This is a genomic window from Labrenzia sp. C1B70 (assembly GCF_000475395.1).
Lineage (GTDB): Bacteria > Pseudomonadota > Alphaproteobacteria > Rhizobiales > Stappiaceae > Roseibium > Roseibium algicola.
In genome coordinates, this window is sequence record NZ_AXCE01000012.1 from 140,244 (window position 1) to 167,052 (window position 26,809).

28 protein-coding genes are annotated in these 26,809 nt (G+C 58.5%); 11 read left to right on the forward strand and 17 right to left on the reverse strand.

Translation table 11 applies throughout. The annotated features are described in order from the left end of the window. Positions 1-2: 2 nt before the first annotated feature. Complete coding sequence (locus Q666_RS48945) at positions 3-488, reverse strand: YcgN family cysteine cluster protein (RefSeq protein ID WP_023001024.1); 486 nt, start codon at positions 486-488, stop codon at positions 3-5. Positions 489-708: 220 nt separating this feature from the next. Here Q666_RS48945 and Q666_RS48950 point away from each other — a divergent pair, with 220 nt between their 5' ends. The 3 genes from Q666_RS48950 to Q666_RS48960 are packed head-to-tail and all read left to right on the forward strand — an operon-like array spanning position 709 to position 4,159. Beyond that, positions 709-2,922, forward strand: a complete 2,214-nt coding sequence (locus Q666_RS48950; protein ID WP_023001023.1) for a PBP1A family penicillin-binding protein — start codon at positions 709-711, stop codon at positions 2,920-2,922. After that, on the forward strand, positions 2,919-3,599 hold the full coding sequence (locus Q666_RS48955) for a DUF1214 domain-containing protein (RefSeq protein WP_023001022.1): 681 nt from the start codon (positions 2,919-2,921) through the stop codon (positions 3,597-3,599). Before Q666_RS48950 ends, Q666_RS48955 begins: the two co-directional genes overlap by 4 nt. After that, entirely contained in the window at positions 3,596-4,159 is a 564-nt protein-coding gene (locus Q666_RS48960; RefSeq protein WP_023001021.1) for an N- anchored protein, read from the forward strand. The genes Q666_RS48955 and Q666_RS48960 overlap by 4 nt, the downstream gene beginning before the upstream one ends. A 64-nt stretch (positions 4,160-4,223) precedes the next feature. On the opposite strand, the gene Q666_RS48965 is transcribed toward Q666_RS48960, so the two are convergent. The 3 genes from Q666_RS48965 to Q666_RS0133315 form a co-directional block, all read right to left on the reverse strand. Further along, positions 4,224-6,005: a tetratricopeptide repeat-containing sulfotransferase family protein gene (locus Q666_RS48965; RefSeq protein ID WP_081713270.1), complete on the reverse strand. Its 1,782-nt coding sequence runs from the start codon at positions 6,003-6,005 to the stop codon at positions 4,224-4,226. 450 nt (positions 6,006-6,455) lie between these two features. Next, the gene (locus Q666_RS48970) at positions 6,456-7,319 is read right to left on the reverse strand and encodes a hypothetical protein (protein WP_023001019.1); all 864 of its coding nucleotides are present in this window, start codon (positions 7,317-7,319) and stop codon (positions 6,456-6,458) included. 62 nt (positions 7,320-7,381) lie between these two features. Beyond that, a complete protein-coding gene (locus Q666_RS0133315; protein ID WP_031269292.1) occupies positions 7,382-7,591 on the reverse strand; it encodes a hypothetical protein in 210 nt (69 codons plus the stop codon). Positions 7,592-7,783: 192 nt separating this feature from the next. Between Q666_RS0133315 and Q666_RS48975 the strand changes: the two genes are divergently transcribed. Further along, positions 7,784-8,941, forward strand: a complete 1,158-nt coding sequence (locus Q666_RS48975) for a DUF2336 domain-containing protein (protein ID WP_023001017.1) — start codon at positions 7,784-7,786, stop codon at positions 8,939-8,941. Positions 8,942-8,999: 58 nt separating this feature from the next. Here Q666_RS48975 and Q666_RS48980 read toward each other — a convergent pair whose 3' ends face one another. The 3 genes from Q666_RS48980 to Q666_RS48990 form a co-directional block, all read right to left on the reverse strand. Next, the gene (locus tag Q666_RS48980) at positions 9,000-9,371 is read right to left on the reverse strand and encodes a DUF1491 family protein (protein WP_031285039.1); all 372 of its coding nucleotides are present in this window, start codon (positions 9,369-9,371) and stop codon (positions 9,000-9,002) included. 101 nt (positions 9,372-9,472) lie between these two features. Then, on the reverse strand, positions 9,473-10,264 hold the full coding sequence (locus Q666_RS48985; RefSeq protein ID WP_023001015.1) for a peptidoglycan-binding domain-containing protein: 792 nt from the start codon (positions 10,262-10,264) through the stop codon (positions 9,473-9,475). 8 nt (positions 10,265-10,272) lie between these two features. Continuing rightward, positions 10,273-11,973 carry a HAMP domain-containing histidine kinase gene (locus Q666_RS48990; protein WP_152533346.1) on the reverse strand — a complete coding sequence of 567 codons (1,701 nt, stop codon included), beginning with the start codon at positions 11,971-11,973 and terminating at the stop codon, positions 10,273-10,275. Positions 11,974-12,270: 297 nt separating this feature from the next. Here Q666_RS48990 and Q666_RS48995 point away from each other — a divergent pair, with 297 nt between their 5' ends. Together Q666_RS48995 and Q666_RS49000 are read left to right on the forward strand one after the other, a co-directional pair. Continuing rightward, on the forward strand, positions 12,271-12,822 hold the full coding sequence (locus Q666_RS48995; RefSeq protein ID WP_081713271.1) for a DUF5330 domain-containing protein: 552 nt from the start codon (positions 12,271-12,273) through the stop codon (positions 12,820-12,822). A 258-nt stretch (positions 12,823-13,080) separates the two neighbouring features. Then, the gene (locus Q666_RS49000; protein WP_023001012.1) at positions 13,081-13,512 is read left to right on the forward strand and encodes a SufE family protein; all 432 of its coding nucleotides are present in this window, start codon (positions 13,081-13,083) and stop codon (positions 13,510-13,512) included. A 154-nt stretch (positions 13,513-13,666) separates the two neighbouring features. Here the strand turns inward: Q666_RS49000 and Q666_RS49005 are convergent, their stop codons facing one another. The 8 genes from Q666_RS49005 to Q666_RS49040 form a co-directional block, all read right to left on the reverse strand. Then, complete coding sequence (locus tag Q666_RS49005; RefSeq protein ID WP_006939826.1) at positions 13,667-14,083, reverse strand: MucR family transcriptional regulator; 417 nt, start codon at positions 14,081-14,083, stop codon at positions 13,667-13,669. Positions 14,084-14,399: 316 nt separating this feature from the next. Further along, on the reverse strand, positions 14,400-14,744 hold the full coding sequence (mnhG, locus tag Q666_RS49010) for a monovalent cation/H(+) antiporter subunit G (RefSeq protein ID WP_023001011.1): 345 nt from the start codon (positions 14,742-14,744) through the stop codon (positions 14,400-14,402). Beyond that, positions 14,741-15,097, reverse strand: a complete 357-nt coding sequence (locus Q666_RS49015) for a cation:proton antiporter (RefSeq protein ID WP_023001010.1) — start codon at positions 15,095-15,097, stop codon at positions 14,741-14,743. The genes mnhG and Q666_RS49015 overlap by 4 nt, the downstream gene beginning before the upstream one ends. Continuing rightward, on the reverse strand, positions 15,094-15,570 hold the full coding sequence (locus Q666_RS49020) for a Na+/H+ antiporter subunit E (RefSeq protein WP_023001009.1): 477 nt from the start codon (positions 15,568-15,570) through the stop codon (positions 15,094-15,096). Before Q666_RS49020 ends, Q666_RS49015 begins: the two co-directional genes overlap by 4 nt. Beyond that, complete coding sequence (locus Q666_RS49025; protein ID WP_023001008.1) at positions 15,567-17,156, reverse strand: Na+/H+ antiporter subunit D; 1,590 nt, start codon at positions 17,154-17,156, stop codon at positions 15,567-15,569. Before Q666_RS49025 ends, Q666_RS49020 begins: the two co-directional genes overlap by 4 nt. Positions 17,157-17,161: 5 nt before the next feature. Beyond that, positions 17,162-17,539, reverse strand: a complete 378-nt coding sequence (locus tag Q666_RS49030; RefSeq protein ID WP_023001007.1) for a Na+/H+ antiporter subunit C — start codon at positions 17,537-17,539, stop codon at positions 17,162-17,164. Further along, positions 17,539-17,958: a Na(+)/H(+) antiporter subunit B gene (locus tag Q666_RS49035; protein WP_023001006.1), complete on the reverse strand. Its 420-nt coding sequence runs from the start codon at positions 17,956-17,958 to the stop codon at positions 17,539-17,541. Before Q666_RS49035 ends, Q666_RS49030 begins: the two co-directional genes overlap by 1 nt. Then, the gene (locus Q666_RS49040) at positions 17,958-20,348 is read right to left on the reverse strand and encodes a putative monovalent cation/H+ antiporter subunit A (protein ID WP_023001005.1); all 2,391 of its coding nucleotides are present in this window, start codon (positions 20,346-20,348) and stop codon (positions 17,958-17,960) included. Before Q666_RS49040 ends, Q666_RS49035 begins: the two co-directional genes overlap by 1 nt. 417 nt (positions 20,349-20,765) lie before the next feature. Here Q666_RS49040 and Q666_RS49045 point away from each other — a divergent pair, with 417 nt between their 5' ends. The 3 genes from Q666_RS49045 (at position 20,766) to Q666_RS49055 (ending at position 23,273) form a co-directional block, all read left to right on the forward strand. Next, entirely contained in the window at positions 20,766-21,743 is a 978-nt protein-coding gene (locus Q666_RS49045) for a diguanylate cyclase (protein WP_023001004.1), read from the forward strand. A 166-nt stretch (positions 21,744-21,909) separates the two neighbouring features. Beyond that, positions 21,910-22,359: a peptide-methionine (R)-S-oxide reductase MsrB gene (gene msrB, locus Q666_RS49050; protein WP_023001003.1), complete on the forward strand. Its 450-nt coding sequence runs from the start codon at positions 21,910-21,912 to the stop codon at positions 22,357-22,359. 155 nt (positions 22,360-22,514) lie between these two features. Next, positions 22,515-23,273, forward strand: a complete 759-nt coding sequence (locus Q666_RS49055; RefSeq protein WP_208984195.1) for a transporter substrate-binding domain-containing protein — start codon at positions 22,515-22,517, stop codon at positions 23,271-23,273. A gap of 43 nt (positions 23,274-23,316) precedes the next feature. Here Q666_RS49055 and Q666_RS49060 read toward each other — a convergent pair whose 3' ends face one another. Beyond that, positions 23,317-23,751 carry a helix-turn-helix domain-containing protein gene (locus Q666_RS49060; RefSeq protein WP_023001001.1) on the reverse strand — a complete coding sequence of 145 codons (435 nt, stop codon included), beginning with the start codon at positions 23,749-23,751 and terminating at the stop codon, positions 23,317-23,319. 140 nt (positions 23,752-23,891) lie between these two features. On the opposite strand from Q666_RS49060, the gene Q666_RS49065 reads away from it, so the two are divergent. Both Q666_RS49065 and Q666_RS49070 read left to right on the forward strand, forming a co-directional pair. Next, on the forward strand, positions 23,892-24,749 hold the full coding sequence (locus Q666_RS49065; RefSeq protein WP_023001000.1) for an SDR family oxidoreductase: 858 nt from the start codon (positions 23,892-23,894) through the stop codon (positions 24,747-24,749). 151 nt (positions 24,750-24,900) lie between these two features. Then, on the forward strand, positions 24,901-26,136 hold the full coding sequence (locus Q666_RS49070; RefSeq protein ID WP_023000999.1) for an MFS transporter: 1,236 nt from the start codon (positions 24,901-24,903) through the stop codon (positions 26,134-26,136). Between the two features lie 35 nt (positions 26,137-26,171). On the opposite strand, the gene Q666_RS49075 is transcribed toward Q666_RS49070, so the two are convergent. Beyond that, entirely contained in the window at positions 26,172-26,762 is a 591-nt protein-coding gene (locus Q666_RS49075) for a hypothetical protein (RefSeq protein WP_023000998.1), read from the reverse strand. Positions 26,763-26,809: the final 47 nt, after the last annotated feature.

Consider the following 26,809-nt stretch of genomic DNA (forward strand, 5'->3'; position numbering starts at 1 on the left):
GCTCAACTCTTCCGGTCTTCCGGCATTTCCCCCGGCCAGAACACGACGTGGTTCTCGTAGTCTTCCAGAGCCATGCCGTCTTCGGGGATCGTCCGCCCGCGAACGGAAATGCCCGCCTGATGGACCGTTTCAGGATCTCCCGACACCAATGGATGCCACCAGTAGAGATCCTTGCCTTCCCGCACCAGCCGATAAGCACAGGTTGGCGGCAGCCAGGTCAGTGTCCTCACCTCACCCGGTGTGAGCTGAATGCAGTCCGGCACGATGGTTGCCCTGTTGTCGTAATCCTTGCAGCGGCAGCTGGTGCCATCAAGCAACGTGCAGGCAACATCCGTCCAGACGATTTCGCCAGTGTCCCAGTCCTCAAGCTTGTTGAGACAGCAGCGTGCGCAGCCGTCGCAAAGCGATTCCCACTGGGACTGCGTCATGTCTTCCAGTGTGCGGGTTTTCCAGAACGGAAGCTCGCGTGAGGTATCGTCCACAATCATGAAGTCTTGTGCGCCTTTCTTGGGCCGGAACAATCGGCGCCTATCATGCTACAGCCTGTCGGGCAACCCGGGCGAAAAAACGGGCTGTTTTTCCTCAATGAAATTGCAAGAACTTTAGGTAAACTGTTCCAATGAAAGGGGCACGTTGGCAACCAGTTTGCACGACCTCGAAAAACGGCTAGCTTGGGCCGATCCTTTTTGATCCGGAGACCTTGTTCGCGTGACGGACAAACCGCAATCAGATGATGTCGAAACCGGCAATCCGCCGGCGCAGAAGCCGCCGAAAAAGCGCAATCGTATTCGCCGCTTTTTCCTGGCGATCGATGCCCTTATCGACACGGCCCTGTGGAAGAGCGGAACAGCTATCCGCCGGATATTCGAAGGCTATGACGCCTTCTTGCGGCGGTTCCGGGCCAAGGGAATCTGGCGCGTTCTAGCCGAGCTTTCGTCTGACGGTCTGACTTACGGTCTTGCCGGTTTCATCGTGGTGCTGGCCTTCGCCCAGCCTGCCTTCGAGGCAACGCGCTATGCCGACTGGAAGACCACGGACGATTTCGCGGTGACCTTCCTGGATCGCTTCGGCAAGGAAATCGGCCGGCGCGGCATCGTTCTCAACGACAGCGTACCGCTTGAGGAAATTCCAGACTCCCTGATAAAGGCAACGCTCGCCACCGAAGATCGCCGTTTCTTCAGCCACTTCGGGATTGATTTTTTCGGCACCTTCCGGGCCATGGTCGAGAACGCACGCGCAGGCGGTGTTGTCCAGGGCGGTTCGACGCTCACCCAACAGCTGGCCAAAAACCTCTTCCTGACCAACGAGCGCAGTCTCAGCCGCAAGATCAAGGAAGCCTATCTGGCGCTGTGGCTGGAAGCGAACCTTTCCAAGCAGGAAATCCTGAAGCTCTATCTCGACCGCGCCTACATGGGCGGCGGCGTCTTCGGGGTGACGGCTGCTTCCGAATTCTATTTCAACAAGAATGTGCGTGAGCTGACGCTTGCCGAAAGTGCCATGCTGGCAGGTCTCTACAAGGCACCGACCAAATACGCCCCACACATCAACCTGCCTGCAGCCCGCGCGCGTGCCAACGAAGTCCTGTCCAACATGGTACAAGCCAGTTTCCTGACTGAAGGCCAGGTGATCGGCGCGCGCCGTAATCCGGCCCTGGCTGTCGACAGGTCTCAGGAACAGTTGCCGGAATACTTCCTCGACTGGGCGCTTGAAGAGGTCAAGAAACTTGCACGCCGGTATCCGGCACTCGCCCGCGACCGCATCGTGACCGTACGCACCACACTGGACCCGGCGCTGCAGCGCCAGGCGGATCTGGCCGTGGAAACCGTGCTTCGGGAAAACGGAAATTTGCGCGACGCTCGCGAAGCGGCGATGGTTTCGATGATCCCGGACGGAGCCGTCGTTGCCATGGTCGGTGGCAGTTCCTATGGCGAAAGCCAGTTCAATCGCGCCGTCAACGCGCTGCGCCAGCCAGGATCCTCGTTCAAGCCTTTCGTCTACATGACGGCTTTCATGAACGGCTATACCTCGGACAGCGTGGTCTCCGACCGGCCGGTCTGGATCGGTAACTGGTCGCCCAAGAACTATTCCAGAAGCTACCGGGGCGCTGTCACGCTGAAAACCGCGCTCACCAAGTCCATCAACACCATACCGGTGATCCTTTCCCTGGATTTCGGCCGGCAAAAAATCATCGATACGGCGTATCGCATGGGCCTGACCCACGAACTGGAAAACTCCGTGTCGCTGCCTATCGGTTCATCTGAAGTCTCCGTCATCGACATGGCGTCGGCCTATTCCGTTTTCGCCAATGGCGGAACCAAGGCAGCGGCCTATGCGGTTCTGGAGATCAAGAACAGCGCCGGCAAGGTTCTCTACCGGCGTGAACGCGACGAGCCGCCTGCAGTTCGTGTCCTGCCGGAGGAGAAAGTTCAGGAAATGAACGAGATCCTGGTCAATGTGGTTGAGGCCGGCACAGCCCGCCGGGCGCAGATCGATGGCGTGGTCGCAGCCGGAAAGACCGGAACCACGAACGCTTACCGCGACGCCTGGTTTGTCGGCTACACCGGCAACTTTGCCACGGCCGTCTGGTTCGGCAACGACGATTTTACCTCCACGCGGCGTGTCACCGGTGGCAGCCTTCCTGCCATGGCCTGGCAGAAATACAACGCCTTTGCCCACAATGGCATCGAGCTTGCCCGGATGCCCGGTGTCGATCCGGAAAGCCTGCCGCGACTGGCCCGAACCGCACCGGCAAGGCTGGCTACAGACACCAGCGACACTGCGCAGCCACGGGTCCTGAAACGGCGCACCCAGGATCTCCTCTTACAGATCGGTCAGGATCTGCGCCTGCTGCTTGAACAAAAGAGCGCCGATGCCGCCCCTGCTCAAGGGTCTGCCAACACCGATGTCGCGGCGGTGCAATGAGCGATACAGGATTCCGGCCCGCACATGGCGAGGCAGACTGGTATGACGAAAGGCTTCCCCGTGCCATCCGCTCGCATCGGGGAAATCCTTTTCGCACGCTCGCCACGGTGACGCTTGTCGTCGTTCTGGCCTCCTTGCTCGGCATAAGCTCCGCCTATCTGATCATCGAGCGGGAACAACCGCTCAACGCGGTCACCATCGGCCCGTGGCACGCCTATCCGAAAGCCGGCACCTCCGAAGCCGATCCCTATTCCGTGGCGATCTACACAAGAGGCGCCGTCATTCCCCTGGCATCGGGCGAAGGGCTTGCTCTGGTCGCGCGCGAAGACAGCAACGGCCACCAGCTTGATCCGACGTGTGAGTACCGTATCGCAGGCCAGACCCCGTCTGCCCGGCTCTGGACCATGACCGCGGTCGATGGCCACGGCCACCTGGTCAAGACGATGTCCGGCCGGGTGAACCTTGCAAGTGACGCCTTGCTGCGAAACGCGGACGGCACTTTCGAGATCGTCGCCGCCACCCGCCCCCACTCCGGCAACTGGTTGCCCCTGGCAAGCGATGCAAGGGCCGCGGACGGTCTGCGCTTCGTGCTCAGGGTCTATGACGCTCCGGTCACGACCGGTGCAGCCCTAGATGGCGTCAGCATGCCCACCATCGACAGGTTGGGCTGCCCATGACCCTTTCTTCACGTTTTTCCCTGTCGGTTGGCCTGCTGGCCACACTGTGTCTTGCTGCCATCATTCACATCCTGGTGGTGCTGAGCATCCCCCAGAACGTTCTGCACAGTGCCTATGACAACATCGGCAACCACGGACCGGACCGGCAGTTCAATTTGCTGCCGGATGTCCACCCCGGCGAGGAAGCCCTGCCCGATCTCGATCCGGCCATGAAGCACGCTGCCTGCCGGTTTCAGCTCGCCGACGGGCCGGTTCTTTTCGATGCCAGCATTCCGGTACCCTTCTGGTCCATAGGACTGTTCAACGCGGCTGGAGAGGCCGTCTACAGTCTCAACAACCGCACCGCAGGTGCCGAGCGCCTGTCAATGCTGGTGCTGACCACGGAACAGCTGTCGATCCTGCGGGAGAACCCGCCGGAAAACCTGGAAGACCTCATCGTCATTGAAACGGAAGAGCCGCTAAGCGGTTTTGCGTTGCTGCGGGCCTATGTGCCCCACCCGACCCGGGCGGACAGCATCGACCGCGCTCTCAGGGCCGCAAGCTGCGGCTCCATTCGCTAAGATACCCAGAAATCGTGAAAAACGGTCAGGCCGGGACGCTGTCACGCCCCGACGCCGTAACTGGTCACGATATCGGAGAAACCGCGTTCCGCAGGTGAGAAATGTCGTTGTCAGGCATACTGGTTGCAAGCGTTTGTTGCTGACCGTAGCTGGATCCGTTGCCGACCGGTGCAGCCTCATTGAGCGGTGACAGCGGACCGAGCGCCTCGAACAGATCTCCCAGAAGATCCTTGTGACGCTTCCACCGGCCGATCGATGATCTGAACATCGGCTTCCGCACCTGGAGATTGGAGAACGTCGTCACGGGACTGTCGCCGTTATAGAACTCCAGGCATTGCTCTTCCCAGTCCATGCCTGTGCACGCCAGCAGCGCCTTGCTTTCCTTTTCCTGGTTATGAACCAGGTCTTCGTAGGAAAGCGTGTGGATGCGAACCGGCAGAACCTTTTCCCAATGTTTCATCAGACCGTCATAGGCAACGAAATAACTGCCCAGTGACTTCTGTGTCATGGCGTAGTTGTGCGCGGGCGAAAGCGAATGCGACAGGAGCGAAACGCATGTGTCCGCAGGACAGCGAACGCAATGGATGAAAGCCGCTTTCGGAAACAGAAGGCTCATAAGCCAGAGCACTTCGAAATTATGCGGCATCTTGTCGGTGACACGATCTGCCCGCCGATCGATTGAACTCAGTTCCGCAAGGTACTGCCGTGCAAACTGCTTGAACTCACGCGGCCCGAGGCTCTTCAACCGGTTTTCCAGGGCAGCACTTGGCGCCCCCCGCAAACCCAGGTCCTGCTGCAGCAAGCGGAAATACGGAATTTCCGCACCGCTGGCGATGCGCGAGTGCCGGCTCACGATCTGCTCGGCCAGGGTCGTGCCTGAACGCGGCATGCCGAAAATGAAAACCGGCCGCTCCGAGGGATCCCCAAATTCCGTCCGTTCGGCGAAAAATGCCTCGTTGAACACGTCCTTCATGAAGGCGATGCGCTCTTCATGGGCTTGCTGATCGAACGACTGGTAGCGCAACCGGCGAGCGGAGCGGTAATGCTGGGCAGCGCGCGCGGTGTCTCCCAGGTCGTAGTGGATCTTGCCGGCCGCCCAATGCAGGTGAGCGTGCTCCGGCGCAGGCAGTGCGCTTGCCTGTTTCAACAGGTCATCGATCTTGGCAAGTTCAGCCGGTTCTTCCCTGTAGATGCGTGCCATCGCCAGGCAGTGAAGGGCCGAGGGCAGTTCCTTGCCCAATGCGATGGCTTTTTCGAACCAGGCGACAGCCTCGTCGATCTGGCCGACAGTGATATCGAGCTGGCCCATGCCGACAAGGGCATAACCATTTTCCGGATCGATCGCCAATGCACGCTGAAAGCTCTGTCGTGCCAGCACCGGCTGACGCTTGAGCGTGTAGAGGTCACCAAGATGGGCGTGGAAATCAGCGGCTTTAGGCGCAAGGGCCACGGCTTTTTTCAGCGATTTCAGCGCGCCGGCCAGATCGCCAGCGTTCATGAGGGCCAGACCGAGCAACTGATGCACCTGCGGGTGCTTGCCAGCCTTTCGCTCTGCCTTCCGCAGCATCTCGATAGCAAGCCCCACGTCACCGTTCTGGTAAGCAGCAATGCCCAGCGAAAAATTTGCCTGCGGATTTTTGGGGTCGAGCTTCAGTATCTCCTCAAACATGCTGAGCGCGATTCCAATGCGTCCTGCATGTTGATGGGAGAGCGCTTCTTTGACGAGAAGCGTGATGTTCGGACTCATTCGACCACCTTCAGGTTCCCGGGAGTGACTCCCCTGTAAACTAAACGGTTTAGTTCGACGCCTGAAGAACGGCAAGCCACAAAACCCCTTCAAAGACATCCTTTTGCCGGAAAAACGACCAAAATTAGGCTAAGAGCTTGTGATCACGTCTCTTTTTTCAGTGTTCACATTTTTTTGCATTGCAATAAACAAAACTTATGCGCGCATGCCCTAAAGGCAAGTCAATTTGACAAAAAGTGAAGCAGATCAAGTAAAACGAGATTTTGGCTGTTGTGGTTTCGTAAAAAAATAACGCTGAGCGGTATCGTTTAATAATTTTGAATACGCTTAGCTTACGAAATAAAATCTCATCGGTTTCTTGCAAAAGAACCCGTCCAGAAGTCTTCTCAAAGATGTTTTTTCAGACCTTGAACGATCGCGCCTCCAGCCTGTGGAAAAGCAGTACCGCCTTTACAGCCGAAAATGTATCCGCGCATCAGTAGATCTGACGTGGGCAGAATATAGCACTCAATAAAATGTCAGAATTCAGGCCTGAAATTCGGAAGCGGGCTATTTCACGACCGGCGCGCGTTCAGTTCCCCACCCGGTATAGATCCGGGACCTGCGAACAGGCTTGTCGTCCCCATAACGCTTGTCCGGATCGCAACCGGCTTCGGCAATGCGAACCTGGCCTTCCAGTTCCCGAATGGCGTTATTGACCTTCCAGACGCGATCGCGGGTCGGCGTTTCGATCTCCAGTCCGTCGAGCGCCTTCTTGTAGGCGATGATCCGATACCGCAGTGCCTGACCGACCCATTTGATCATCACCCGGTTTTCCCAGACGCGCGCCTTCGCGCCCTCATAGGTTTCCTCGGACTTCACCGGCTTGTTCTGCAGAACTCGCAGCCGTTCATCGTCAGCGGCCTTCACACGCAAAGCCACTTCGCAGAAAGGCATCACCAGCTCCGCATCGCCGGATGCGTCAGCGGCAATCTTGTCGTAGCGGGCATCGGAAGACTGGAATTTGTCTGAGCGCAGATAGATCAGATAGAGATCAGGCGGCACGCGCCCCTCAACTTCCGGAAGAACGCGTGTTCGCGACAGTTCAACCATGGTCCCACCGATCCAGTCCTTGGTCCATGGCGGACGGATCAGCGTCCAGCCGCGGTTGCGCATCAGCTTTTCGTCGTTCGTATAGTTGAACTTGGAAACCGGATCACCGCGCAGGCGCGCTGCTTCGTCGCCCGCCGCCGGCATCACCCTGTCATGAATGACGGAAGGCCTGGCACGATCAAAATCCCCTGTCGGGCGCGTACAGGCAGCAAGGCTGACGGCAATCAGCACGGCAGTGACGGCAATGGCGCCCTGCCCTGATCTGCGACCGCTCTCCGCGAGGGATGCGGTGGCGGATTGTTCCGCTTTGCCTTTGCCCATCGGGCGCTTCTCCAGGCCGCTAAAAAGAAACTTCTCCTGCGCGGCTGGAGAGGCTTGGACCGTCAGTCCTTGTCGGAGCCAGCAGGTCCGGCCGCTTTTCCGATGGTCGCGATTCGTGCGGCAAGATCAAGGTCATGGCGCTCGTACCGGACACCTGGGAAGAGGATAACTTCTCCAAAGGTCTCTCGGCTTGCCATACGGCGCTGATTGGAACGATAGCCCACACGTGCTGCGGGGCGTTGAGCTGATGTAAAGTCCAACAAGGTGCCCATCGTCTCCTCCTTCGGTTCCGATCTCCCCTGACGGCGTATTACCGGCGGGGAACGGTCAAACGGGCGACGCATTACTTCCTGCTCTTCATTAAGAAGCTGTCAGGGTTAACAGCATGCTAACGCTTTTCCTGCAATTTGAACGAAGCAAGTTCCTCCGGTGGTCCGGTCTTTCGTATTTTGTAGACGGGTGTCATGCGCCAAACCCAACATTTCAGTCAGCCTTTGCCGAATTCCGCTACTCCGGACAAATCCGCGTCCGCAAAGGGCGATGATCGTGGTGTCCTTCTGGCCGCAAGTGAGCTGTTTGCCGGACGCACTCGGCATGATGTTGAAGAAAAACGCATTTTTCTGGAGTTGGCGTCAAACTTCCTGCCTAAAACCTCACTGCCGGACAGGCGACGGATCGCAAATCTGCTGGCTGCGCATCCGGAAATTCCCGACGACCTCCTGACGCAGCTCGCATCCGACGAAGACGAACTGACGGCCTATCCGGCCCTTCGTTACAGTCCGAGGCTTTCTGTGGATCTCCTTTTGAAGGTTGCGGAGGCAGGTCCGGATTCCCTCCGCAAAGCGGTCGCCAACCGGCCATCCTTGCGCGAATCGGTGATCACGACATTGTGCGAACACGCCGGAGCCCCTGTAATCCGTATCCTTCTCGACCGGGAAGACGTCACCCTGACACAAGCTCATCAGGCAAAACTCAGTTGTCGTAGTGACATCGTTGCCACTCTTGGTTTAGAATTGGCAGGTCAGGACGCATTAAACCCGGATGGACTTATGGGACAATTCCTGCATTTACCAGCTCCGCTCAAATCGAAAGCGATCGCCGCGGCGGAGATGACCAGCCTGGTCAAACAGGCACAAACCCCTGGTTCCGCAACCGACAGACGCACGGACACCGCGCGCCTCAAATTGCGGGACGCACTGGTGAGCGAAGCCCTTTTCCAGCAGCGGTCCCGTTTTGCGGATCTCCTGGGCCAGGGGCTCGGACTGCCACAGACCACTTGCGATCTGCTGATGCATGACGACCAGGCCGAAGGTCTGACCGTTGCATTGAAAGCGCTTGGTATGTCGGCGTCCGAAGTCACGACCGTGATGATCCGCATGCTGGGTGAAAACCTGTCACTGGAAAGACTGCGCGGCCTGCTGCGCCTCCATCGCACGCTCAGCCAGGGCGCTGCCGAGGTGCTGGTCGGCCAGTGGATCCTGCATGACCAGGTCACTCAGCCCGTATCTGCACAGCTTGACTCGCAATATCAGGATGGTTCGCGCCGCGATGCCGCGACAACGGACGGACAGAAGTTTGGTTTCGTTCAAGCCGAAACCACTCGCAAGTCGAACCGTTCCTGAGAATACCCGCTCAAGCACTGTGTTGCGGGAGGGCTGAACGCCCATATTTAAATCTGCACTAAAAGCGGAAGAGGTTTGTGTCGGGCTTCGGCTCATCCTGCACCAATGGCAGGTCAATCCTGCCGTCGCGTGCTTCGATGTCCACCAGCCAATAGTCCGGATCCATTCGCGCTTCGCTTGCCAGCCGCGCGTCTATCGTTTCCCTGTCCGCCCGTTCGAAGACACTTTCGAACAAGCGCCCTTGCGGCAGACTGCTGAACATGGCTTGCGGCGCCGGGCCATAGAAGTCGAAGCTACCGTCAAGACGGTCCACACAGATAAAGACCGCACCGGCTTCGGGAGCCCCTTTCCTGGAAACAGCTGCAAAGCCGCCCTCGCCGAATACGCGTCGGACCAGTGCACTGACGAAAAACTCAGATGTAACCCGCATGCTGACCGCCTCTGCCGAACCCGCCGGCACTCCCGAAGATGGAGAAGGAAGGCCCTGCTCTACGACAGTTGCACTCACGCGGCAACTCGCCGTCCGGCAATCTAGCCGGACAGCGACCGGCCACTGACCATTTCCATGCGCTCGATGACCTTGGTGCCGGGTTCGCCCGTCAACGGCAGGCCCCTGTCAAATTCAAACCGCCGGATGGCAGCGGTGGTGTTAGCTCCCATCACGCCGTCCGCCTTCAGCGGACCGTAGCCGAGTTCGGACAACGCCTGTTGAATCTTCATCAACTTCGGATCGGACTCTACACCGGCAACGGCACTGTCGTCGGCACCGGCATCAAGGACTTCAGCGCTGTCTTGTCTTGTCGTACCCGAGAACCCGGGCTTCGGACGAGGCACGGGACCATTCACGGACGTTACGGGGCTTTCTCCCTGCATCAGCACCAGAGCAAGCAGCGCTTCCGTTGCCTCTCCGGTCTCGATCTGTCCGGCGTGACGTTCAAAACCACGGATGGCACGCTCGGTCGCCGGGCCGTTCAGTCCGTCCAGAGGGCCTTCGTACAGGCCGATCTTGCGCAGGGAAATCTGCAGGTCGAGCACAAGGGTGGAGATCTCCTGCACCTGAAGCCCGGGACTTCTGCCATCCGGTTCCGGCAGCTGCATGGTATCCGGTCGATCTCGTGTCGTGAACAGCGGCGCCGGATGCCGGCCAGGCTGCAGGCCGACCGCATTGGCCACTATCAGGCATGCCGTCAGCCCCATCACCACAGTACCACCCGCTGCGACAGGATTGTCGAGCGCCATATGACCGGCCTTCGCCATCAGGGATTCCGACGACTTTGCTTGCTGCGCCTTGGTCTGCTTTGTCGTTTTCTTTGCTCTTGCCATTGCGCCGCCTATGCCGATCTTGCCAATTGCTCGACACGGAGCACCTCGCCGGTCCGACCGGCGCTCTGCTGCGCTTGCGTCCGAAGCGGCAGGGTCACAGTCACGCTTTCCCCCTGTCCCAGAATGGTCTGAACAGTCAGGCTGCCGCCCATGCGCTCCAGAAGGGCCCTGGAAACGCCCAACACGGTTGCCGCGGCCTCGGCGCTCCAGCAAAGGCTGGACTGGCGGTTCTTCACCGAAAACACATAGTCGGTGTAGCCTGTAGCGAGATCGACACCAACGCTCACCACGGCGCCAGCCTCGGAAGTTTCCACCATATCCACCAGCAGGAAACACAGCGCCTGCCGCAGCAATTTTCTGTCGGCAGCAACCAGCGGACTGTCCTGGCCGGGTTCCATTTCCAGAGCAACACCGCGACGCACGGCCACCCTTGCGACCATGTCCATGCATTGAACGAGACAGGCTTCGACATCAACACCGGTAATCTCCGGTTCGCCGGGAGATCTGTCTTCCGGAACCAGATCCAGAGCCGCAGTGAGCGAGGCCAGGCCCCGTTCACCGTTTTGCCGCAGGGACTGCACCGCCAATTTGAGCACAGGATCGGAGGTATCACGCCCCAGGCGCTCGAGACGTTCGGATTGCGCCAGAATGTCCGACAGCGCCTGCGAAGCCTCAACGCCCGCCGTTTCAAGCATGTCCCGCGAAATTCGGTCCGCGCGTGCGCTTCCGTCTGTGGCGGATCCCGCGGTCTTGCCTGCCGACGGCTCGATGGGTTCAAGAGGACGAAGCGTCAGCAGAAGTGCCGCACCGTTTGCAGAAGACGGGCTGTTCTGCCGGCTGGCGCGCAGCTGTACTTCCAGACGCCGGTAGTCGGCCTGCCCTGCTTCTCCCGGACGACTTGCGCCAACCCTCAAACGTGCCTCGAAGGTTCTTGTGGCGCCACTCAAACGGGCTTCGGAAAGACAGGTCAGATAAAGCGGCCGGTCCGCAACGTGAAGGCGCGGAAACAGCCAGTCCTCCCCGCTTTCCACCGGCAGGTGCCCGAGCACATCCTTCACCGGGCCGCCAATGACCTTGAGGCCACCGTCAGACCCGAGTTCACAATAGATGTCGGAGACACTCTGACTGATCTGGAGGCGTCTTTCCTCCGTTGCCCTCACAACTTTTTGCGCAAGAGACCGGTCAAGCGCGATGCGGAGCGACAGCAAACCGACATAAAGCAGAGCCGCCAGCGTCGCAAACGGCGTCGCCAGCCCTGGAAATCCGGAAGCCGAAGGGACAGGCAGCGGAACAAACATCAGGGCAAGGACCAGGGCACCGCAAAGCCCCGTCACGGCGAGTGCCGTCCGCCGGCTTGCTGCGAGCGCAGCCTCCATCGGCGGCACCAGCAACCAAGCCAGCGCAAAGGACAGCGCACCGCCGGTAACCGCGCAGACGCCGGCAACAAACACCGCGAACAGGGAAGCAGAAAGACCGGCAGCCTTGGACAGCGCCCCCGACTGGGACAGATAAAGCGCCAGAGGCCATTGGCTCAGCATCCAGGCGAGCGCGAGAAGAGTGGCTGCCTGAGGCGGCCCGGCCAGCGCCAGATGCAGTGGCAGTACCACCAGAGCCGCAGCGCCGCTGACGAAACAGCTGAGCAGAAACGAACGATGCAACGGTGCAAGAAAAGGATCGGAAGCAGCTTCGGGATGAATCATTCCATCCACGCGAGCCACCCAATGCCCCCAGATATTTTGCATGTTTTTCAGAAGGTTACGCAATCTACTCTACCACACAACAATCGCGGAAACATCCGCTCGCACCTTTTGTACGGCCATTGTCGGTTGCAGCACTTAAGGAACGATAAAGGATGAATCCAAATTGCGTTTTTTTCCGAAAAACCCATTGGCCTCAATATCTTGACCGGAATTAGCTAAAATTTGAATCAATATTTCAGAAAATACGATTTAAATACCTGATTTATTTTATGAAAATTGGCTTTTCCCGCTCAACCGGGGATTCTCATGTCGCTGGTAATGTGTCCTCATAACAAGCGTGCCAACGGCACAAAGGCACGCAAGACAGAACAGACTATGGGTAGCGACATGTTCTTTCTCTTGAGGACAGCCTTTTGGCTCACCTTGGTGCTCGTCCTGATTCCCCTCGGGTCAGATCAGGAAGACACTTCGACGGAAAACATCGATCCGGTGTCGGCCTTCCTGGCGGCACAGGCAACGATGTCGGACATCGGCGGCTTTTGCGGACGCAATCCGCAGGCCTGCGAAACGGGAGGCGATGCACTGACGGCAATCGGCAGCCGCGCACGCGACGGCGCTCGGATTGTCTATGAGTTTCTCGACACGCAGATTGCCGAGAAATCGGGAAGCGAACAGCTGGTGACCGGCTCGACGCCCGTACCGAGTGCTGGCACGACGTCCGGCCAGCCTTCTGGCCAGGAACCCCAGGTTTTCGCCGGCACACCATCTTGGCAGCCGGTCTTTGATAACGTCTCTTCCAAAGAGGCAGTGCTTGGGCCGGTGCCACGGCCCAAACCACGCTCAGGCCAAAAGACCTGAGCACACTGGTCGTTCAAGATCCTACGACCTCCTGGATCAGAAAACGACCGATTGCGCCCCCGCTGGAGCGCTGCTGCACGGCAGCAACGCAAAGACGGCTTCACTTCAGCGGATTGTTCCGCTGCGCCGCAGATGGAAAGCTGCCCATTTCATCTGCGGCGTATCTTTATTCTCCCCCCTCTCTCGCACCTGCCGGCATTTGCACTTTGCCGCTCACGAGTTATATGAAGGCGGACAAGACCTTCAAAGACCGGTGCCATGACCACAACCTTGAGCGAAATCCTTGAGACGTTTGATTTTCTCGACGACTGGGAAGATCGCTACAAATACCTCATCGACCTTGGCAAGGAGATGCCTGATCTCGCCGACGCCGAAAAGACCGATGCAAACAAGGTGCGCGGTTGTGTGTCGCAGGTCTGGCTGATCACCTCCATCGACAAGACGGGCGACGGCACACCTGTGCTCAGCTTCCGGGGCGACAGCGATGCGCTTATCGTGCAAGGGCTCGTGGCCATCGTCACCTCTTTGTTCAGCGGCAAGACCGCGCAGGACATTCTTGACACCGATGTCGAAGGTATTTTTGCCAAACTGGGTCTGCAGGAGCACCTGACGCCGCAGCGCTCCAACGGTCTCAAATCGATGGTCGGACGCATCCGCAGCGACGCGCAAGGAGCTCTGGCAGCAGCCTGAGAGCCCTTCAATTTGATCACTCTGCTCTTTCGGCAAGTGCTTCAGTTGCGCTCACACCGAGCGCCATCCGCAATTAACTGAAGATCTCCATCACAAAACAAAAAAAGAGCTGCCCATGGGCAGCTCTTTTGTACTTCGACCTGGGCCGAAGGATTTACTTGGAGCGCTTGCGCTGCTGGCCGAGGCCCATCTTCTTGGCCAGTTCCGAACGGGCAGCCGCATAGTTCGGTGCAACCATCGGGTAATCGGCACCCAGGTCCCACTTCTCGCGGTACTCTTCCGGGGTCATGTTGTAGTGCGTGCGCAGGTGGCGCTTCAGCGACTTGAACTTCTTGCCGTCTTCCAGGCAGATGATGTAGTCCGGCATGACCGACTTCTTCACCGGCACAGCGGGCTTCAGCGGCTCCGGCTCCGGCTCAGTGGAAGTGCTGGCAGTTCTCTGCAGCGCGCCGTAAACTTCGTTGATCAGGCCTGGCAGATCTGTTGACGCAACGGTGTTGTTGCTCACATAGGCTGAGACGATGTCTGCCGTAAGATCAATCAGATTCGCATCCACCGGACTGTCAGTCATATTTCACCCGTTCTCTACTGATTTCAAAATTAGCTTTGTGGTTTACCTGCAAAAAATGTCTGCCGAAAGCGGAACTAGAAATTCAGTTACTTGCGGGCCCAGAAATCAAAAACGATTCTACTTTGCAGGCAATCGTCACAGCCTTATATCGCCGCTTTCGTTGAACGACAACCCCGTAATTCAAATAAAAATCGATCAGAAGCAATAAAAATCAAATTGTACAAATATTGGCTATACCTAACGCACCTATTTCGACAATGAACCGATAGTATTGTCAGGAAATCTGTCTTTCAGGACCATTGCCGCACACCATGCCTCAGCTTTTCGGCCGGACAGTTTTTGCAAGGGCATCTTCCTTGGTATCGGCACAGGGACGGTAGCCGGCTGCGTATGCAGCTTTTGCCAACAAATGAGCCGAAATTGGGGCGGTGAGCAGGAAGAATACGACTCCGGCGATTGCCCGTGTGACAACGGCCAGATCGCCAGCATGAACTGCCAGCGCAAGCAACATCACGCCCGACCCCAGAGTACCCGCCTTGGAGGCCGCATGCATTCGCATGTAAACATCTTTCAGACGGATGATACCGATCGATGCGACCAGTGCGAAGGAAGCACCGACGACCAGCATGATACCGGTGATGATTTCAACGGCAGCATTCATTGTCCCGCCTCCCTGCGCTTAATGCTCTCTTCGACTTCGTCCATGATCGTCTTGTCGCCGGCAAGGCCGCGGTTCAGGACGAAGCGTGCGAAAGCGACAGTTGCCAGGAAGCCGACGAGGCCGAGCGTAATCGCAATGTCGATGTAAAGATAAAAGCCGGTGGAAACGCCGATGGCCGCGATAAAGCCGATCCCCACCGCGACCAGCATGTCCAGGGCGACAACACGGTCCGGAAGGCTCGGTCCCTTGACCGTCCGCACGACGATGATGATGAAGGAAATCGTCAGCAGAGCCAGCGCGATCTTGACGCTGATTTCCAGGAAACCGGAAGAAAAGGTCTCAAACGGAGTCATCTGAACACCTCCAGGATCTTGCGTTCAAAACCGTTCTTGATGTCGTCGATCGTGGCTTGCGGGTCAGGCACGTCGATACAGTGCACATAAAGCGTCTTCCGGTCGTCGGAGACATCAACGGACAATGTGCCCGGCGTCAGGGTGATCAGATTGGCCAGCATCGTGATTTCGAAATCCCTGTCCACTGTCAGCGGAAACGCGATGATGCCCGGCTGCAACTTGATCTTCGGCTTGAGCACGATGATCGCAACCCGCCAGGCCGACAGCACCAGTTCATAGACGAAGAGCACAGCCAGACCGAAGCCCTTGGAGACCCGCTGGAAATAGGCGGCAGTACCGACCTGTTCCCGGATCAGGTAAAGCGCGCCGAAACTGAGCACGAAACCGAAGGCCAGATTGACTTCAGAGAAGCTGCCCGTGACAGCTCCCCAAGCCAGCATCAGAAGAATGTTGATGAGAAAGAGACTGGTCATCCCTGGCCCCCAAAGACTGAACGCAGGTAGCCGAGCGGTTCAACAATACCGCTTGCCCCTCGCGTTGAAAGCTCCAGCATCCATTCCGGCTGCAGGCCGAAATAGACAACAAGCGCAGTTAGGATGCCGAGTGGCAACCAGACTGCGGCTCCGGAAAGTTGCGCGCCGCCCTCGCCCGTCACGGCAACGGCCTGCCCGTCAGTAGTGCCTTCAGGTCCACCACGCCAGAAGGCGAAGATCCAGACCCGGCCCATCGCCATGGTTGTCAGGAACCCGCTGACAAGAATGGCAGCACCCAGCCAGGTCCGGCCGTCTGCGAAGGCCGCATCCACAAGAATGACCTTGGGCCAGAAACCGGAGAATGGTGGCAGACCCGAAACGGCAAAACCAAGTACCAGGAACACGGCTGCGAACACCGCACTCTTTTGATAGAGCCCACCCAGCTGCCTCAGGTCGTAGGAACCGCCCATCATGTTCATGATGCCCGCTGCCATATAAAGTGCCGTCATGACGATGATCGAATGGACCGCGTAGAAAATGGCACCCGAGACTGCCAGCGTCGAACCAACGGCAACACCGGCGAGCATCGACCCGATGCCGGCAATGACCACATAGCCGAGCAGCCGCCGCACTTCACTTTGCGCCAGAGCTCCGATCGCCCCTGTCAGCAGGGTGGCGATGGCAACCAGCGCGATCACATCGGCCATATAGCCGCGGGAGGCCGGCAGGATCAGAACAAAGATGCGGATCAGCGCATAAACGCCGACCTTGGTCAGAAGGCCTGCAAAGACCGCCGACACCACCACGTTGGGCGTGTGGTAGGACGCAGGTAGCCAGAAATTGACCGGGAACGCGGCCGCTTTCATGGCAAAGGCGAGGAAATAGAGCGCGGCAACCGTTGCCAGTGTGCCGGAAGCCGGATTTTCCAGGGCGGCAACCTTCATGGCAAGGTCTGCCATGTTGAGCGTGCCGAAAATTCCGTAAAGCAGACCTGTCGCGATCAGGAAAAGGTTCGTGCCGATCAGGTTCAGGACACCGTATTTGACCGCGCCGTCAAGCTGGATCCTGTCGTTGCCAAGAACCAGAAGCCCGTAGGACGAAATCAGCAGAACTTCGAACCAGACATAGAGGTTGAACACATCCCCGGTCAGGAACGCGCCGCAAACACCTGTCATCAGCAGTAGCAGGAATGGATAAAAACCATATCTGCGTCCTGTGCTGTCAACGGTGGCTGCGCCGAAAACACCCGCACAGAAGGCCACGATTGAGCCGATCAGTGACAGCGTGACACCAAGCGTATCCACTGTGAAGGCAATGCCGAACGGCGGCAGCCAGCTGCCCATCACCATGGTAATGACACCATGATCGAGCACCCGGATCAGCAGTGCAAGGTTAGCCAGCACCAGCAGTGCCAGGAAACCTATGCCGACTTTCGGCTGCAGATCGGTGTTCTTGCGCAGCATCAGGCACAGCGCACCGCCCAGGATTGTGATCAGCGAAGGCGCGACCACCAGCCAGTCACCCGCCGCAACGGGCGTAGTGACCATGGCCTGGGAAAGATCGACGGAAACGGAAGAACCGGCCATGTAGCTTAGTACCCTTGCGGCGGAGTTTGGTCGTGTTCGGGTTCGGCGATGCGCATTTCGTTGACTTCATCGGTGCCAAGTTCCTGGTAGGCCCGGAAGGCCAGCACCAGCAGGAACGCAAAGAACGAGAAGGAAATGACGATTGCCGTCAGCACCAGCGCCTGCGGCAGCGGATTGGCCGTCGCGGTTTCCGGAGCATAGAGATGTTCCGGAATGAGCGGCGGAACCTCGCGCGTCAGGCGCCCGTTGGTGAAGATGAGCATGTTCACGGCATTGCCCAGAATGGCGATACCCAGAAGAATGCGCACAAGCTGCTTGGACAGCATCAGGTAGACGGCCACGGTGAAGAACAGGCCAATCAGGATGACAACGCCGGTTTCCATCAGTCGGCCTCCCTTTCTTCAAGCGCCAGTGCAATGGAGCCGATGGCACCCACCACCACCAGGTAAACGCCAATGTCGAAGAACAACGGCGTCGACAAGGCGATCTCCACGCCGAAAACATGTACCTCCAGCCACTGGCTGGTCATGAAGGCCTGCGCCTTGAATATCGACGGGATGCCTGCCACAGCCGCCAGGAACAGTCCGAAACCGGATACCCCCATCGGGTGGAACACGATGGCGCGGCGAACGGAAGCAACACCGCAGGCGATACCAAAAATCGCCAACGCCGATGCGGCAATCAGGCCGCCGATAAATCCACCACCCGGCTCGTTATGGCCGCGCAGCAGCACAAAGATCGAAAACAGCACCATCAGCGCGGACAGATAGGGCGCAATGGTGCGGAAGATGATCGTACGCATCAGTGAGCCTCCCCAGTCTGGGCCGGTGTGGGCGGTGCGACCGTCTTCGGTTTCTCGATCGGTTTTTCAGGCTTCGTCCGCACCCGGATGAGCGCCAGAACACAAAGCCCGGCCAGAACCACCACGGCGATTTCACCCAGCGTATCAAAGCCGCGGAAGTCGACGATGATCACGTTGACGATATTCCGGCCATGGGCAATGGAGCGGCTGAACTGGGCGAAGAAGTCGGACAAGCGGCTGTCGAAGGGCTGCTGCGTGATCGCAAGCAGCGTCAGCGTCAGGCCGAGACCGACACCGATCGCGACGATCCCGGTGACAATCGCGGCAAGACCATGCCGGTGGTCACTGGGCGACAGGTTCAGTCTGGTCATGACGAGAGCAAGGATGACGACCGACAGCGTCTCCACCATGAACTGGGTGAAGGACAGATCCGGCGCGCCGAACATCATGAAGATCAAGGCGACTGCAAAGCCCTGGATGCCGAGTGACACGATGGCTGTCAGGCGGGTGTTGGCGACGAGCACTGCAATCAGACCGAAGAAGGCGATCAGCAGGATGCCCCATTCATAGAAGCGATAGTCGGGCATCTTCGGCATTGCCGGCAGGCTGTCCGTCAGGAAGCCCGGCAACAACACCGCAGCGCCCGTGAAGATGAAGGTCAGCATCATGTAGGTCTGCATCTTGCCGGACTGCAGCAGGCGCGTGATCCGCCAGGACAATCCGACAATACCGGCCACGAACTGGTCGAACCCCTTGTCCGGTCCCCAACCGATCGCTGTCAGGACGGAGCCGATCAGCCCGCGCAGGCGGTCGATCTGAGTGAACAGAGCAATCCCGAGACCGATGGTGACCAGCGACAACAGCAGCGGCGCGTTGATCGACGTCGGCAACAGATGAAGTTCGATTTGCGTCGTCTTGCCGAGAAGTGAAGACAGGGTCGGCCCGATGAACAGTTCACCAGTGGTATGCGCAATCAGGGCCAACCCTAGGCCGGTCACCGACAGGAACACCGGACCGGCGAACAGCAGAACAGGTCCCTCGTGCGCATGTTTCGGCGTTTCCACTTTCGGACCAAGGAAGGGCTTGATGGCGACCGCGGCGGCAATCACCAGCATCAAGGCATTGCCGATAACAGCAGTGATGGTGATGGGCAGACCGAGTTCCAGCCAGCCCCAGGTGCCGTAGTAGAGTACTTCCTTGGCAATGAAGCCGATGAAAGGCGGCAGGCCGGCCATGGACAGCGCCGCAAGACAGGCAGCTGCAAACGTGATCGGCATGGCCGAACGCAAGCCGCCCAGCTTCGTGATGTCACGCGTACCGGCTTCGTGATCGATCGTGCCGGCAACCATGAAGAGCGCGCCCTTGAACAGGGAGTGCGCGAGAAGATAGAGGACAGCGCCTTCGAGCGCCTTTTCCTGGCTGGTCCCGGTCAACATGACAAGGAGCCCGAGCGATGCCACGGTCGTGTAGGCAAGCATCAGCTTCAGGTCGGTCTGGCGCACCGCCAGGATCGTGCCCACCAGCAGTGTTATGCCACCGAACAGCGGCAGGACCGTTGTCCAGAGTTCTGTCCCCCCCAGCAGCGGATGCATGCGCATCAACAGATAGACGCCGGCCTTCACCATGGTTGCCGAATGCAGATAGGCGGAAACAGGTGTCGGCGCTTCCATGGCGTTGGGAAGCCAGAAATGGAACGGAAACTGAGCCGACTTGGTGAAGGCGCCGCCCAGAACCAGGAAGAAGATCGGCACGTAGAGCGTGGTATCCTTGATGATGTCCGGCGAGGCCAGCAGCACCGACATCTCGATTTCGCCCGTGGCGGAGATGATCAGGATGAAACCGGCCAGCAGGGCCAGACCGCCGCCCCCCGTGACCACGAGCGCCTGCAGCGCGGCCCGGCGGGACGCGGCGCGCAGGTGATCGAAGCCGATCAGCAGGAAAGACGTGATCGACGTCAGTTCCCAGAAGATAAACAGAGAAATCAGGTTGTTGCCGAGCACGAGGCCGAGCATCGACCCCATGAACATCAACAGGAACGAGAAGAACCGGCCCTGTTGCGGGTGGCCTTTGAGATAGCCGCCGGCATACAGGATAATGAAGGTTCCGATGCCTGAAATCAGCAAGGCGAACAACGTCGACAATCCGTCGACATAGACGGAAAAGTTCACACCATAGCTGGGCGCCCAGGCCTTTGCCGCAACGAAGCTTTCCCCTTTTGACACGGGTTCGACGAACCCTGTGAAATGCAGGAAGATCAAGGCCGGCACGATTGCAAGCAGCCAGGCCGCATTGTGCTTGAACCAGCGGGTCAGAAAAGGCGCAACCACAGCCGCAGCAAAGGGCGCGAGGACGGCATAGAGAGTGGTGTCGTCGATCAAGGCTGGCGTCATGCTGATCTTTCGTCACGGTTTTTAAAGAAACGACGGAAACGGGCCTGCTCGAATCAGCCCCGATCCGCCGGATAATAACGGTCCCGATGGGTTATGACATGTCTTAGGCAGTTGAATTTACGTGTTCAAGCGTATGTCTGTCGATTTTAGGTAAATTCACCCGCGTCACATGAGCGCTTTTGTCAGGGGTAGGACTGACAAGTGGGGATCTCACAGATTTATTCTGTGCTGAAAACGTATCACGGCCGAAACTTGAGGTATCCGCGCCCGCAATACACCCGACAACATTCACACTCGGGTCAAACCACCCTCGTCTGCACCCAAGAAAGGCAGCTTGCCACTTGATTTCAAAGCGTGAATACCGTTCAGTTTCAATTCGGGAATGCGTTGCCACGGAATTCGAGCGAGGCACAGAAGATGGTGTTGGGTAGCAATAGGGATAGGCCTTCGGGAACGGATCTGCTCCGTCCGTCCAACATCGACTTTGAAACGCTCGTCAAACTTGGCAATGAAGCCATTGTTCTGATCGGTCTGGACGGCACGCCCGCTTTCATCTCTCCTGCAACCGAGCGCATGTTCGGATGGAGTGCGGACAAACTGGTCGATCACCTGAGCGACCTGGTCTATCTGGCCAGCCCGAACACCGATGCAGATCTTCTGCACCGGATCCTTTCCGGCAGCGGCGATGCCGACGCCCCCCTTCCCCATGCCGATCTTCAGCTCCGTTCCGCCTTCGGCCCGATGGTCTGGGCGGAGGTGACCACGCATCTTCTGGAAGATGCCGCCGGCAAGCCTTACGCATTCGCGGTCTATTTCCGCAGCATTTCCAAACGCAAGGAGCTGGAAAGCCTGCTGGATGCGGCAACCCAGACGGATCCGCTCACCGGACTTCTCAACCGCCGTGCCTTCGAGGATGGCCTGAAACGGGAATGGGCAATCGCCTTGCGTGAAAAGACCCACACCAGTCTGATCAAGGTGTCTCTCGACCGTTTCGAAGCTCTGGTGGAGCGGTTCGGACCGAGCGCTGCCGAGGATTGCCTGACCAGGGTAGCCGATACCCTGAAGGAGACCGCGCGCCGTCCGGCAGATATCGCCGCTCGAACGGCAACGGCGGAATTTTCTCTCCTCCTTCCAAGAACTCACGAAATGGGCGCCGAAACTATCAGCGCGTATCTGCACGTAGCCATTCAGGACCTTGGCATTCCCAACCCGGAAAATACCGCCGGCAATGGCGTCATGACGGCCTCCGTCGGTGCGGCTTGCGCAGTCGTGGAACAGACGGGGGTCTCGGAAAGCTCGGAATTTCTCCTCGCCGCTGCCGAAAACTGCGTTTTTCAGGCGAGACAGGAAGGCGGTAACCGGGTGAAGACGTCCTTAAGCCACCTGGCTCGCTAGCCCCGGACCTTTCACGGCGACAATCAAGAGCACCTTCCAATCCACGAACGGATGAAGCACGGCCTGGCTCCGCAGGTGACGATTGACGAAACCGTTATCTGCTCCGGCTTGCAGCAACCTGTGCACGCCCCTATTTCTGGGAAAAACATCAAATAAGGAATGCCGAATGAGCGACGAAACCACCCGCCACGAAAAAGCATCTCCCCCCATCAGGAAGACCACCGCCGAATGGATGGAGCAGCTTACACCCGAGCAGTTCTATGTGACCCGCCAATCCGGCACCGAGCGCCCTTTCACCGGTCCCTACTGGGACAACAAGCTCATCGGCCGTTACGATTGCGTGTGCTGTGAAACGCCGCTGTTCATGTCGGATACAAAATTCGATTCCGGCTGCGGCTGGCCCAGCTTTTTCGAGGCAGTCGACCCGAATGCGATCCGGGAACTTGAAGACCAGTCCCATGGCATGATCCGAACCGAAATCCGTTGCAGCAGTTGCGACGCGCATTTGGGTCACGTCTTCCCGGACGGGCCACCGCCGACAGGCTTGCGCTATTGCCTCAATGGCCATGCCATGAATTTCGTTCACGGCGGCCGGCCACCCGCCAAGTCGGAATAGACCGTTCATCTGCCCGCCTCGGCTACAGCTTCGGGGCGGGCAGATCTAATGCATGCATTAAAAAGCCGTTTCAAGAACAGTTTCCAGTTTTAGATTTCAGTTACACACCCCTGATAATAATAGCATCACAAACTTCAAGAACATCGGGGTGGGACTTGTCTGTACTACGGAGTTTTGCTTGCACCTGCGTGCGCGCACTGGTTTTCGGCCTCGGCTTGGGACTTGCCGGCCAACCGGTCCTGTCTTCACCAGCCGCCGCAGAAGAGCTGGTCGCATTCACCGGATATCTGCCCCCTCTCTCCATCAATGAGCAGGAGAAGGGCATTGCAGTCGAGCTCATGGAGCTCGTTGCAGAAGAGGCCGGCCTGGATATCAAGATCCGCTTCGCCCCCTGGAGGCGCGCGCAGCTGCTGGCTGAAAACACGCCCGGTTCACTTCTCTTCACTGCTGCCTATTCCAGGAACCGCAGTGAGAAGTTCCAGTACATCGCACCCCTGCTTTATACGGAAAGCGCATTCGTAACGCTCGACCAGCCGTTGGATACCTTTGAAAAGGCTATTGAGAGCGGCAAGGTCATCGGGGTGCATCTCGGCAGCCAGCGCAGCCAGATCCTCCAGCGGTTCGGTGTTCGCAATGTTGAGGAAATACCATCAGCCGAACAGATGAGCGTCATGCTCAAAACCGGCAGGATCGATGCCTGGTACACCATGTCTGTTCGGGCCAGCTACATGTTCCGCCAGCAGGGATACGACCCGGGAAGTCTCGTCATCGGCGCTCCGGTTACCCACGGCATCCAGTGGCTGGCCGCCAACAAGGATCTCGATCCGCAGATCAGAGGCCGGCTGTCGGCTGCCGTCTCCAGGGTGTGGCGCGATCCGAGATACTGGCAGATCGTCGACCGCTATACCCACTGACGGTTCATCTCCCGATCAAGGGCCGGAAAAACGCCTCAAATCGTTATTCCGCTGCCACGGCCTCCTCGTGGCCGGACTTGGCGGACAGGATCCTGGCAATATTGACCTCGATCCAGTCAGCGAATTCTCGCACTTTCTCTGCAGCTTCCCGGCCGATCGGGGACAGGCTGTAATCGACATGCGGTGGCACGACCGGGTGGGAATACCGGTTGACGAACCCGTCGGCCTCCAAAGTCTGCAGCGTTTGCGCCAGCATCTTTTCACTGACGCCGCCGACGGTGCGGCGAAGTTCTGAAAACCGCTGATCTTTTTCCAGAAGCGCAATCAGCACCAACACGCCCCAACGGCTCGTGAGATGCCGCAGGATTTCGCGTGATGGACAGTTCTGGTTGAGCAGTTCCCCCTGCTGCATCAATTCGGACAAGGGCGCGCCGCTGTTCAGCACGCACTTGGGGGTTATTTCTGCCGTATCACTCATCCTGTTTTCCAGTTTTTTGTCCGAGATCCGATAAATCTCAAAACTAACCTTTTTGTACGTACTAACAAAAAGTAAGTGATCCGTCTACATGGGCAGCATCCGATGCATTTTCGAACGATCAACCTTCAAGGAGAAACACAATGATCGCAGTCACGGGTGCCAATGGTCAGCTGGGCCGTCTTGTCCTCAAACATCTTGCCGGCCTCACCGCCGAGCCAGTTCGCGCGCTTGTCCGCTCACCGGAAAAAGCGGGCGATCTTGCCACGGACCAGGTTTCGGTGGTGAAGGCTGATTACGATGATAGCGCCACCCTGCCGGCTGCGTTGGAAGGTGTTGAGCGACTTCTGCTGATCTCCGGATCGGAGGTCGGCAAGCGCGCACCGCAGCACAAGGCCGTCATCGATGCAGCCAAGGCAGCCGGCGTCCGTTTCATCGTCTACACCAGCCTTCTCAACGTTCCGCAGTCCAGCCTCCAGCTGGGTGTGGAACATGCCGAAACGGAACGGATGCTGCGCGAAAGCGGCATTGCCCATGCCGTGCTGCGCAACGGCTGGTACATCGAGAATTTCGGCGGCACTGTAGCGGCTGCCCTTGCCCATGGTGCCGTTGCGGGCGCAAGCGGTGACGGCAAGTTTTCCGCCGCTGGACGCGAAGATTACGCGGAAGCCGCAGCCCGCACCGTTGCCGGCAGCGACCTGAGCACGCGAGCACTGGAACTTGGCGGATCACCTGCGTTCAGTCTTGCCGACCTGGCAGCAGAGCTCTCCAGCCAGTCCGGCCGTGAGATACCTTTCAACAACCTGCCAGAAGCAACCTATGCCGGCATCCTGGTGCAGGCAGGTCTGCCGGAGGGCTTTGCAAATGTCCTCGCTGATTCCGACAGAGGCGCGTCTCAAGGCGAGCTCTTCACGACTTCCACGGCCCTGGAGGACCTGATCGGTCATCCGACCCGCTCGTTGAGTGATTTCATCTCCGAAAGTCTGAAAGCGAACGCCTGACGTCCGCTAAACATCTGCTCCGGCACGAAGGCGGCCTCTCCGCCTTCGTGCAATCATTTGAATTTGTGGTCGGTTGGTTCAAGGATATTTGTTGGTTCCCCATCGGCGAACCTGTTAGGCAGATGGTTCTGCACTTTCCCGGTACCCGATCATGTCCCTTGCCAACGCATCCGATCCATACGTCCAGGACGGGCCTTACGCCTGGTTCCGGTTGGCGATTTCGATTTTGCTGAGCACCCTTGGTGGTGCCGGCATGTGGGCGGTTGTCATCGTTCTGCCCGCCGTCCAGACGGATTTCGGGATCGATCGTGCCGGAGCGTCCCTGCCCTACACCGCGACGATGTTCGGGTTTGCTGCGGGCAACTACCTGCTTGGCCGCGTCGTCGACCGCTACGGTATTGTCATACCCGTCATAGGCTCTGCTCTATCACTCGGTGCCGGCTTCGTTCTGGCCGCCTTTGCGCCGGATGTCTGGAGCTTCTCTCTGGCGCAGGGTCTGCTGATCGGTCTGGGCACCGCGGCCACATTCGGCCCGCTGATCGCCGACATCTCACACTGGTTCCTGAAACGGCGCGGTTTTGCGGTCGCCTGCGCCGCCTGCGGAAACTATCTTGCCGGTGTGCTCTGGCCATCGCTGATCCAGTGGAGCCTTGCGACGTCCGACTGGCGCCAGACCTATATCCTCATCGGCGTCATCTGCCTTGTCGCCATGGTGCCGCTGGCCCTTTTGCTGCGCCGGCCGCCTCCGGACACATCCCTGAGCACCGGTGCGGCCACGGCCCGTTTCGGTCGCCAGGACACCGGCCTGCCGCCTGCCGTCCTGCAGGCTCTTCTCGTGGTCGCGGGTCTTGCGTGCTGCGTCGCCATGTCGATGCCACAGGTTCACATCGTCGCCTATTGCGTCGATCTGGGTTATGGCGTTGCCCCCGGAGCGGACATGATCGCACTGATGACCGGTGCCGGTGTCATCAGCCGGTTGGCATCCGGATATATTGCCGACAAGATCGGCGGCGTCATGACCCTGCTGATCGGTTCCGTGCTGCAATGTGCGGCGCTGTTCCTGTTCATTCCCTTCAACGGCCTGGCTTCGCTCTACCTCGTGTCCCTCATCTTCGGTCTGTCGCAGGGCGGCATCGTGCCCAGCTATGCCGTGATCGTGCGAGAATACCTGCCGGCCCGCGAAGCTGGACAGCGTGTCGGCCTGGTGATCATGGCGACAATTCTCGGCATGGCCCTCGGGGGCTGGCTGTCCGGCTGGATCTATGACCTCACAGGCTCCTACCAGGCCGCGTTCCTGAACGGTATCGCCTGGAACTTCCTCAACATGGCAGTGATGATCTTCATCTTCATGCGCGGCAAGATGAGGCCGACGGGCGCAGCCGCTTGAGGCTGTGGTTCCGATGAACGGCCAGAGGACGCCAGTTACTTCAGGACGCTGAAGTTGCTGGTGATCAACCAGATCTGCGACAGCAGGACAACGCTGACAAGACCGATGTGATAAGCGGACTTGCGGATCCTCGTCGCGGCCAGCACCAGCACGATCATCACGATCTGACGCACCAGATACGCGGTTCCAAGATCGTTGAAATAATCGATCCCCTTCAGCCGTGAGTCCACGATGTCGAGTACGAACATCAGGGCAAGCAAGCCGTAGATCCAGGTCTGCCTGGCGTGAAAATAATCCTTGTAGCTGGCGTATTCGCCCATCTTGTCCGGATAAAGCACTGCGGTAATAAAAAAGTAGAGTGCGGCAAAGGCGATGACGAACAGATAGCTTTCGAACGTCCAGACCTGGATGCGGCCAAGTGCGAATTCGAACCACCAGAAGTGAACGACGGACAAAAGCATGAACAACGACCACCCAAGGTGCACGCTGTAGATCTCTTCGCGTTGGGGATGTTGAACATACCGCGCGAGGCCATTGAGCAGCCGCGCAACACCCAGCCCGATCACCATGCCGATGATGATCCGGATGTGTGTGAATTCCGCAAGATTGGTGGGAAGTTTGTCCATGTGGGTCCGTTTTGGTCTCGATAAAGCAACACTATACGAATGCTGCC

What these genes read in the sequence shown, in the direction of transcription:
- Q666_RS48945 (WP_023001024.1), bottom strand. Translation starts at nt 488, where the DNA reads ATGATTGTGGACGATACCTCACGCGAGCTTCCGTTCTGGAAAACCCGC.
- Q666_RS48955 (WP_023001022.1), top strand. Translation starts at nt 2,919, where the DNA reads ATGAGCGATACAGGATTCCGGCCCGCACATGGCGAGGCAGACTGGTAT.
- Q666_RS48960 (WP_023001021.1), top strand. Translation starts at nt 3,596, where the DNA reads ATGACCCTTTCTTCACGTTTTTCCCTGTCGGTTGGCCTGCTGGCCACA.
- Q666_RS48965 (WP_081713270.1), bottom strand. Translation starts at nt 6,005, where the DNA reads ATGTCTTTGAAGGGGTTTTGTGGCTTGCCGTTCTTCAGGCGTCGAACT.
- Q666_RS48970 (WP_023001019.1), bottom strand. Translation starts at nt 7,319, where the DNA reads ATGGGCAAAGGCAAAGCGGAACAATCCGCCACCGCATCCCTCGCGGAG.
- Q666_RS0133315 (WP_031269292.1), bottom strand. Translation starts at nt 7,591, where the DNA reads ATGGGCACCTTGTTGGACTTTACATCAGCTCAACGCCCCGCAGCACGT.
- Q666_RS48975 (WP_023001017.1), top strand. Translation starts at nt 7,784, where the DNA reads ATGCGCCAAACCCAACATTTCAGTCAGCCTTTGCCGAATTCCGCTACT.
- Q666_RS48980 (WP_031285039.1), bottom strand. Translation starts at nt 9,371, where the DNA reads ATGCGGGTTACATCTGAGTTTTTCGTCAGTGCACTGGTCCGACGCGTA.
- Q666_RS48985 (WP_023001015.1), bottom strand. Translation starts at nt 10,264, where the DNA reads ATGGCAAGAGCAAAGAAAACGACAAAGCAGACCAAGGCGCAGCAAGCA.
- Q666_RS48995 (WP_081713271.1), top strand. Translation starts at nt 12,271, where the DNA reads ATGTCGCTGGTAATGTGTCCTCATAACAAGCGTGCCAACGGCACAAAG.
- Q666_RS49000 (WP_023001012.1), top strand. Translation starts at nt 13,081, where the DNA reads ATGACCACAACCTTGAGCGAAATCCTTGAGACGTTTGATTTTCTCGAC.
- Q666_RS49005 (WP_006939826.1), bottom strand. Translation starts at nt 14,083, where the DNA reads ATGACTGACAGTCCGGTGGATGCGAATCTGATTGATCTTACGGCAGAC.
- mnhG (WP_023001011.1), bottom strand. Translation starts at nt 14,744, where the DNA reads ATGAATGCTGCCGTTGAAATCATCACCGGTATCATGCTGGTCGTCGGT.
- Q666_RS49015 (WP_023001010.1), bottom strand. Translation starts at nt 15,097, where the DNA reads ATGACTCCGTTTGAGACCTTTTCTTCCGGTTTCCTGGAAATCAGCGTC.
- Q666_RS49020 (WP_023001009.1), bottom strand. Translation starts at nt 15,570, where the DNA reads ATGACCAGTCTCTTTCTCATCAACATTCTTCTGATGCTGGCTTGGGGA.
- Q666_RS49025 (WP_023001008.1), bottom strand. Translation starts at nt 17,156, where the DNA reads ATGGCCGGTTCTTCCGTTTCCGTCGATCTTTCCCAGGCCATGGTCACT.
- Q666_RS49030 (WP_023001007.1), bottom strand. Translation starts at nt 17,539, where the DNA reads ATGGAAACCGGCGTTGTCATCCTGATTGGCCTGTTCTTCACCGTGGCC.
- Q666_RS49035 (WP_023001006.1), bottom strand. Translation starts at nt 17,958, where the DNA reads ATGCGTACGATCATCTTCCGCACCATTGCGCCCTATCTGTCCGCGCTG.
- Q666_RS49040 (WP_023001005.1), bottom strand. Translation starts at nt 20,348, where the DNA reads ATGACGCCAGCCTTGATCGACGACACCACTCTCTATGCCGTCCTCGCG.
- Q666_RS49045 (WP_023001004.1), top strand. Translation starts at nt 20,766, where the DNA reads ATGGTGTTGGGTAGCAATAGGGATAGGCCTTCGGGAACGGATCTGCTC.
- msrB (WP_023001003.1), top strand. Translation starts at nt 21,910, where the DNA reads ATGAGCGACGAAACCACCCGCCACGAAAAAGCATCTCCCCCCATCAGG.
- Q666_RS49060 (WP_023001001.1), bottom strand. Translation starts at nt 23,751, where the DNA reads ATGAGTGATACGGCAGAAATAACCCCCAAGTGCGTGCTGAACAGCGGC.
- Q666_RS49065 (WP_023001000.1), top strand. Translation starts at nt 23,892, where the DNA reads ATGATCGCAGTCACGGGTGCCAATGGTCAGCTGGGCCGTCTTGTCCTC.
- Q666_RS49070 (WP_023000999.1), top strand. Translation starts at nt 24,901, where the DNA reads ATGTCCCTTGCCAACGCATCCGATCCATACGTCCAGGACGGGCCTTAC.
- Q666_RS49075 (WP_023000998.1), bottom strand. Translation starts at nt 26,762, where the DNA reads ATGGACAAACTTCCCACCAATCTTGCGGAATTCACACACATCCGGATC.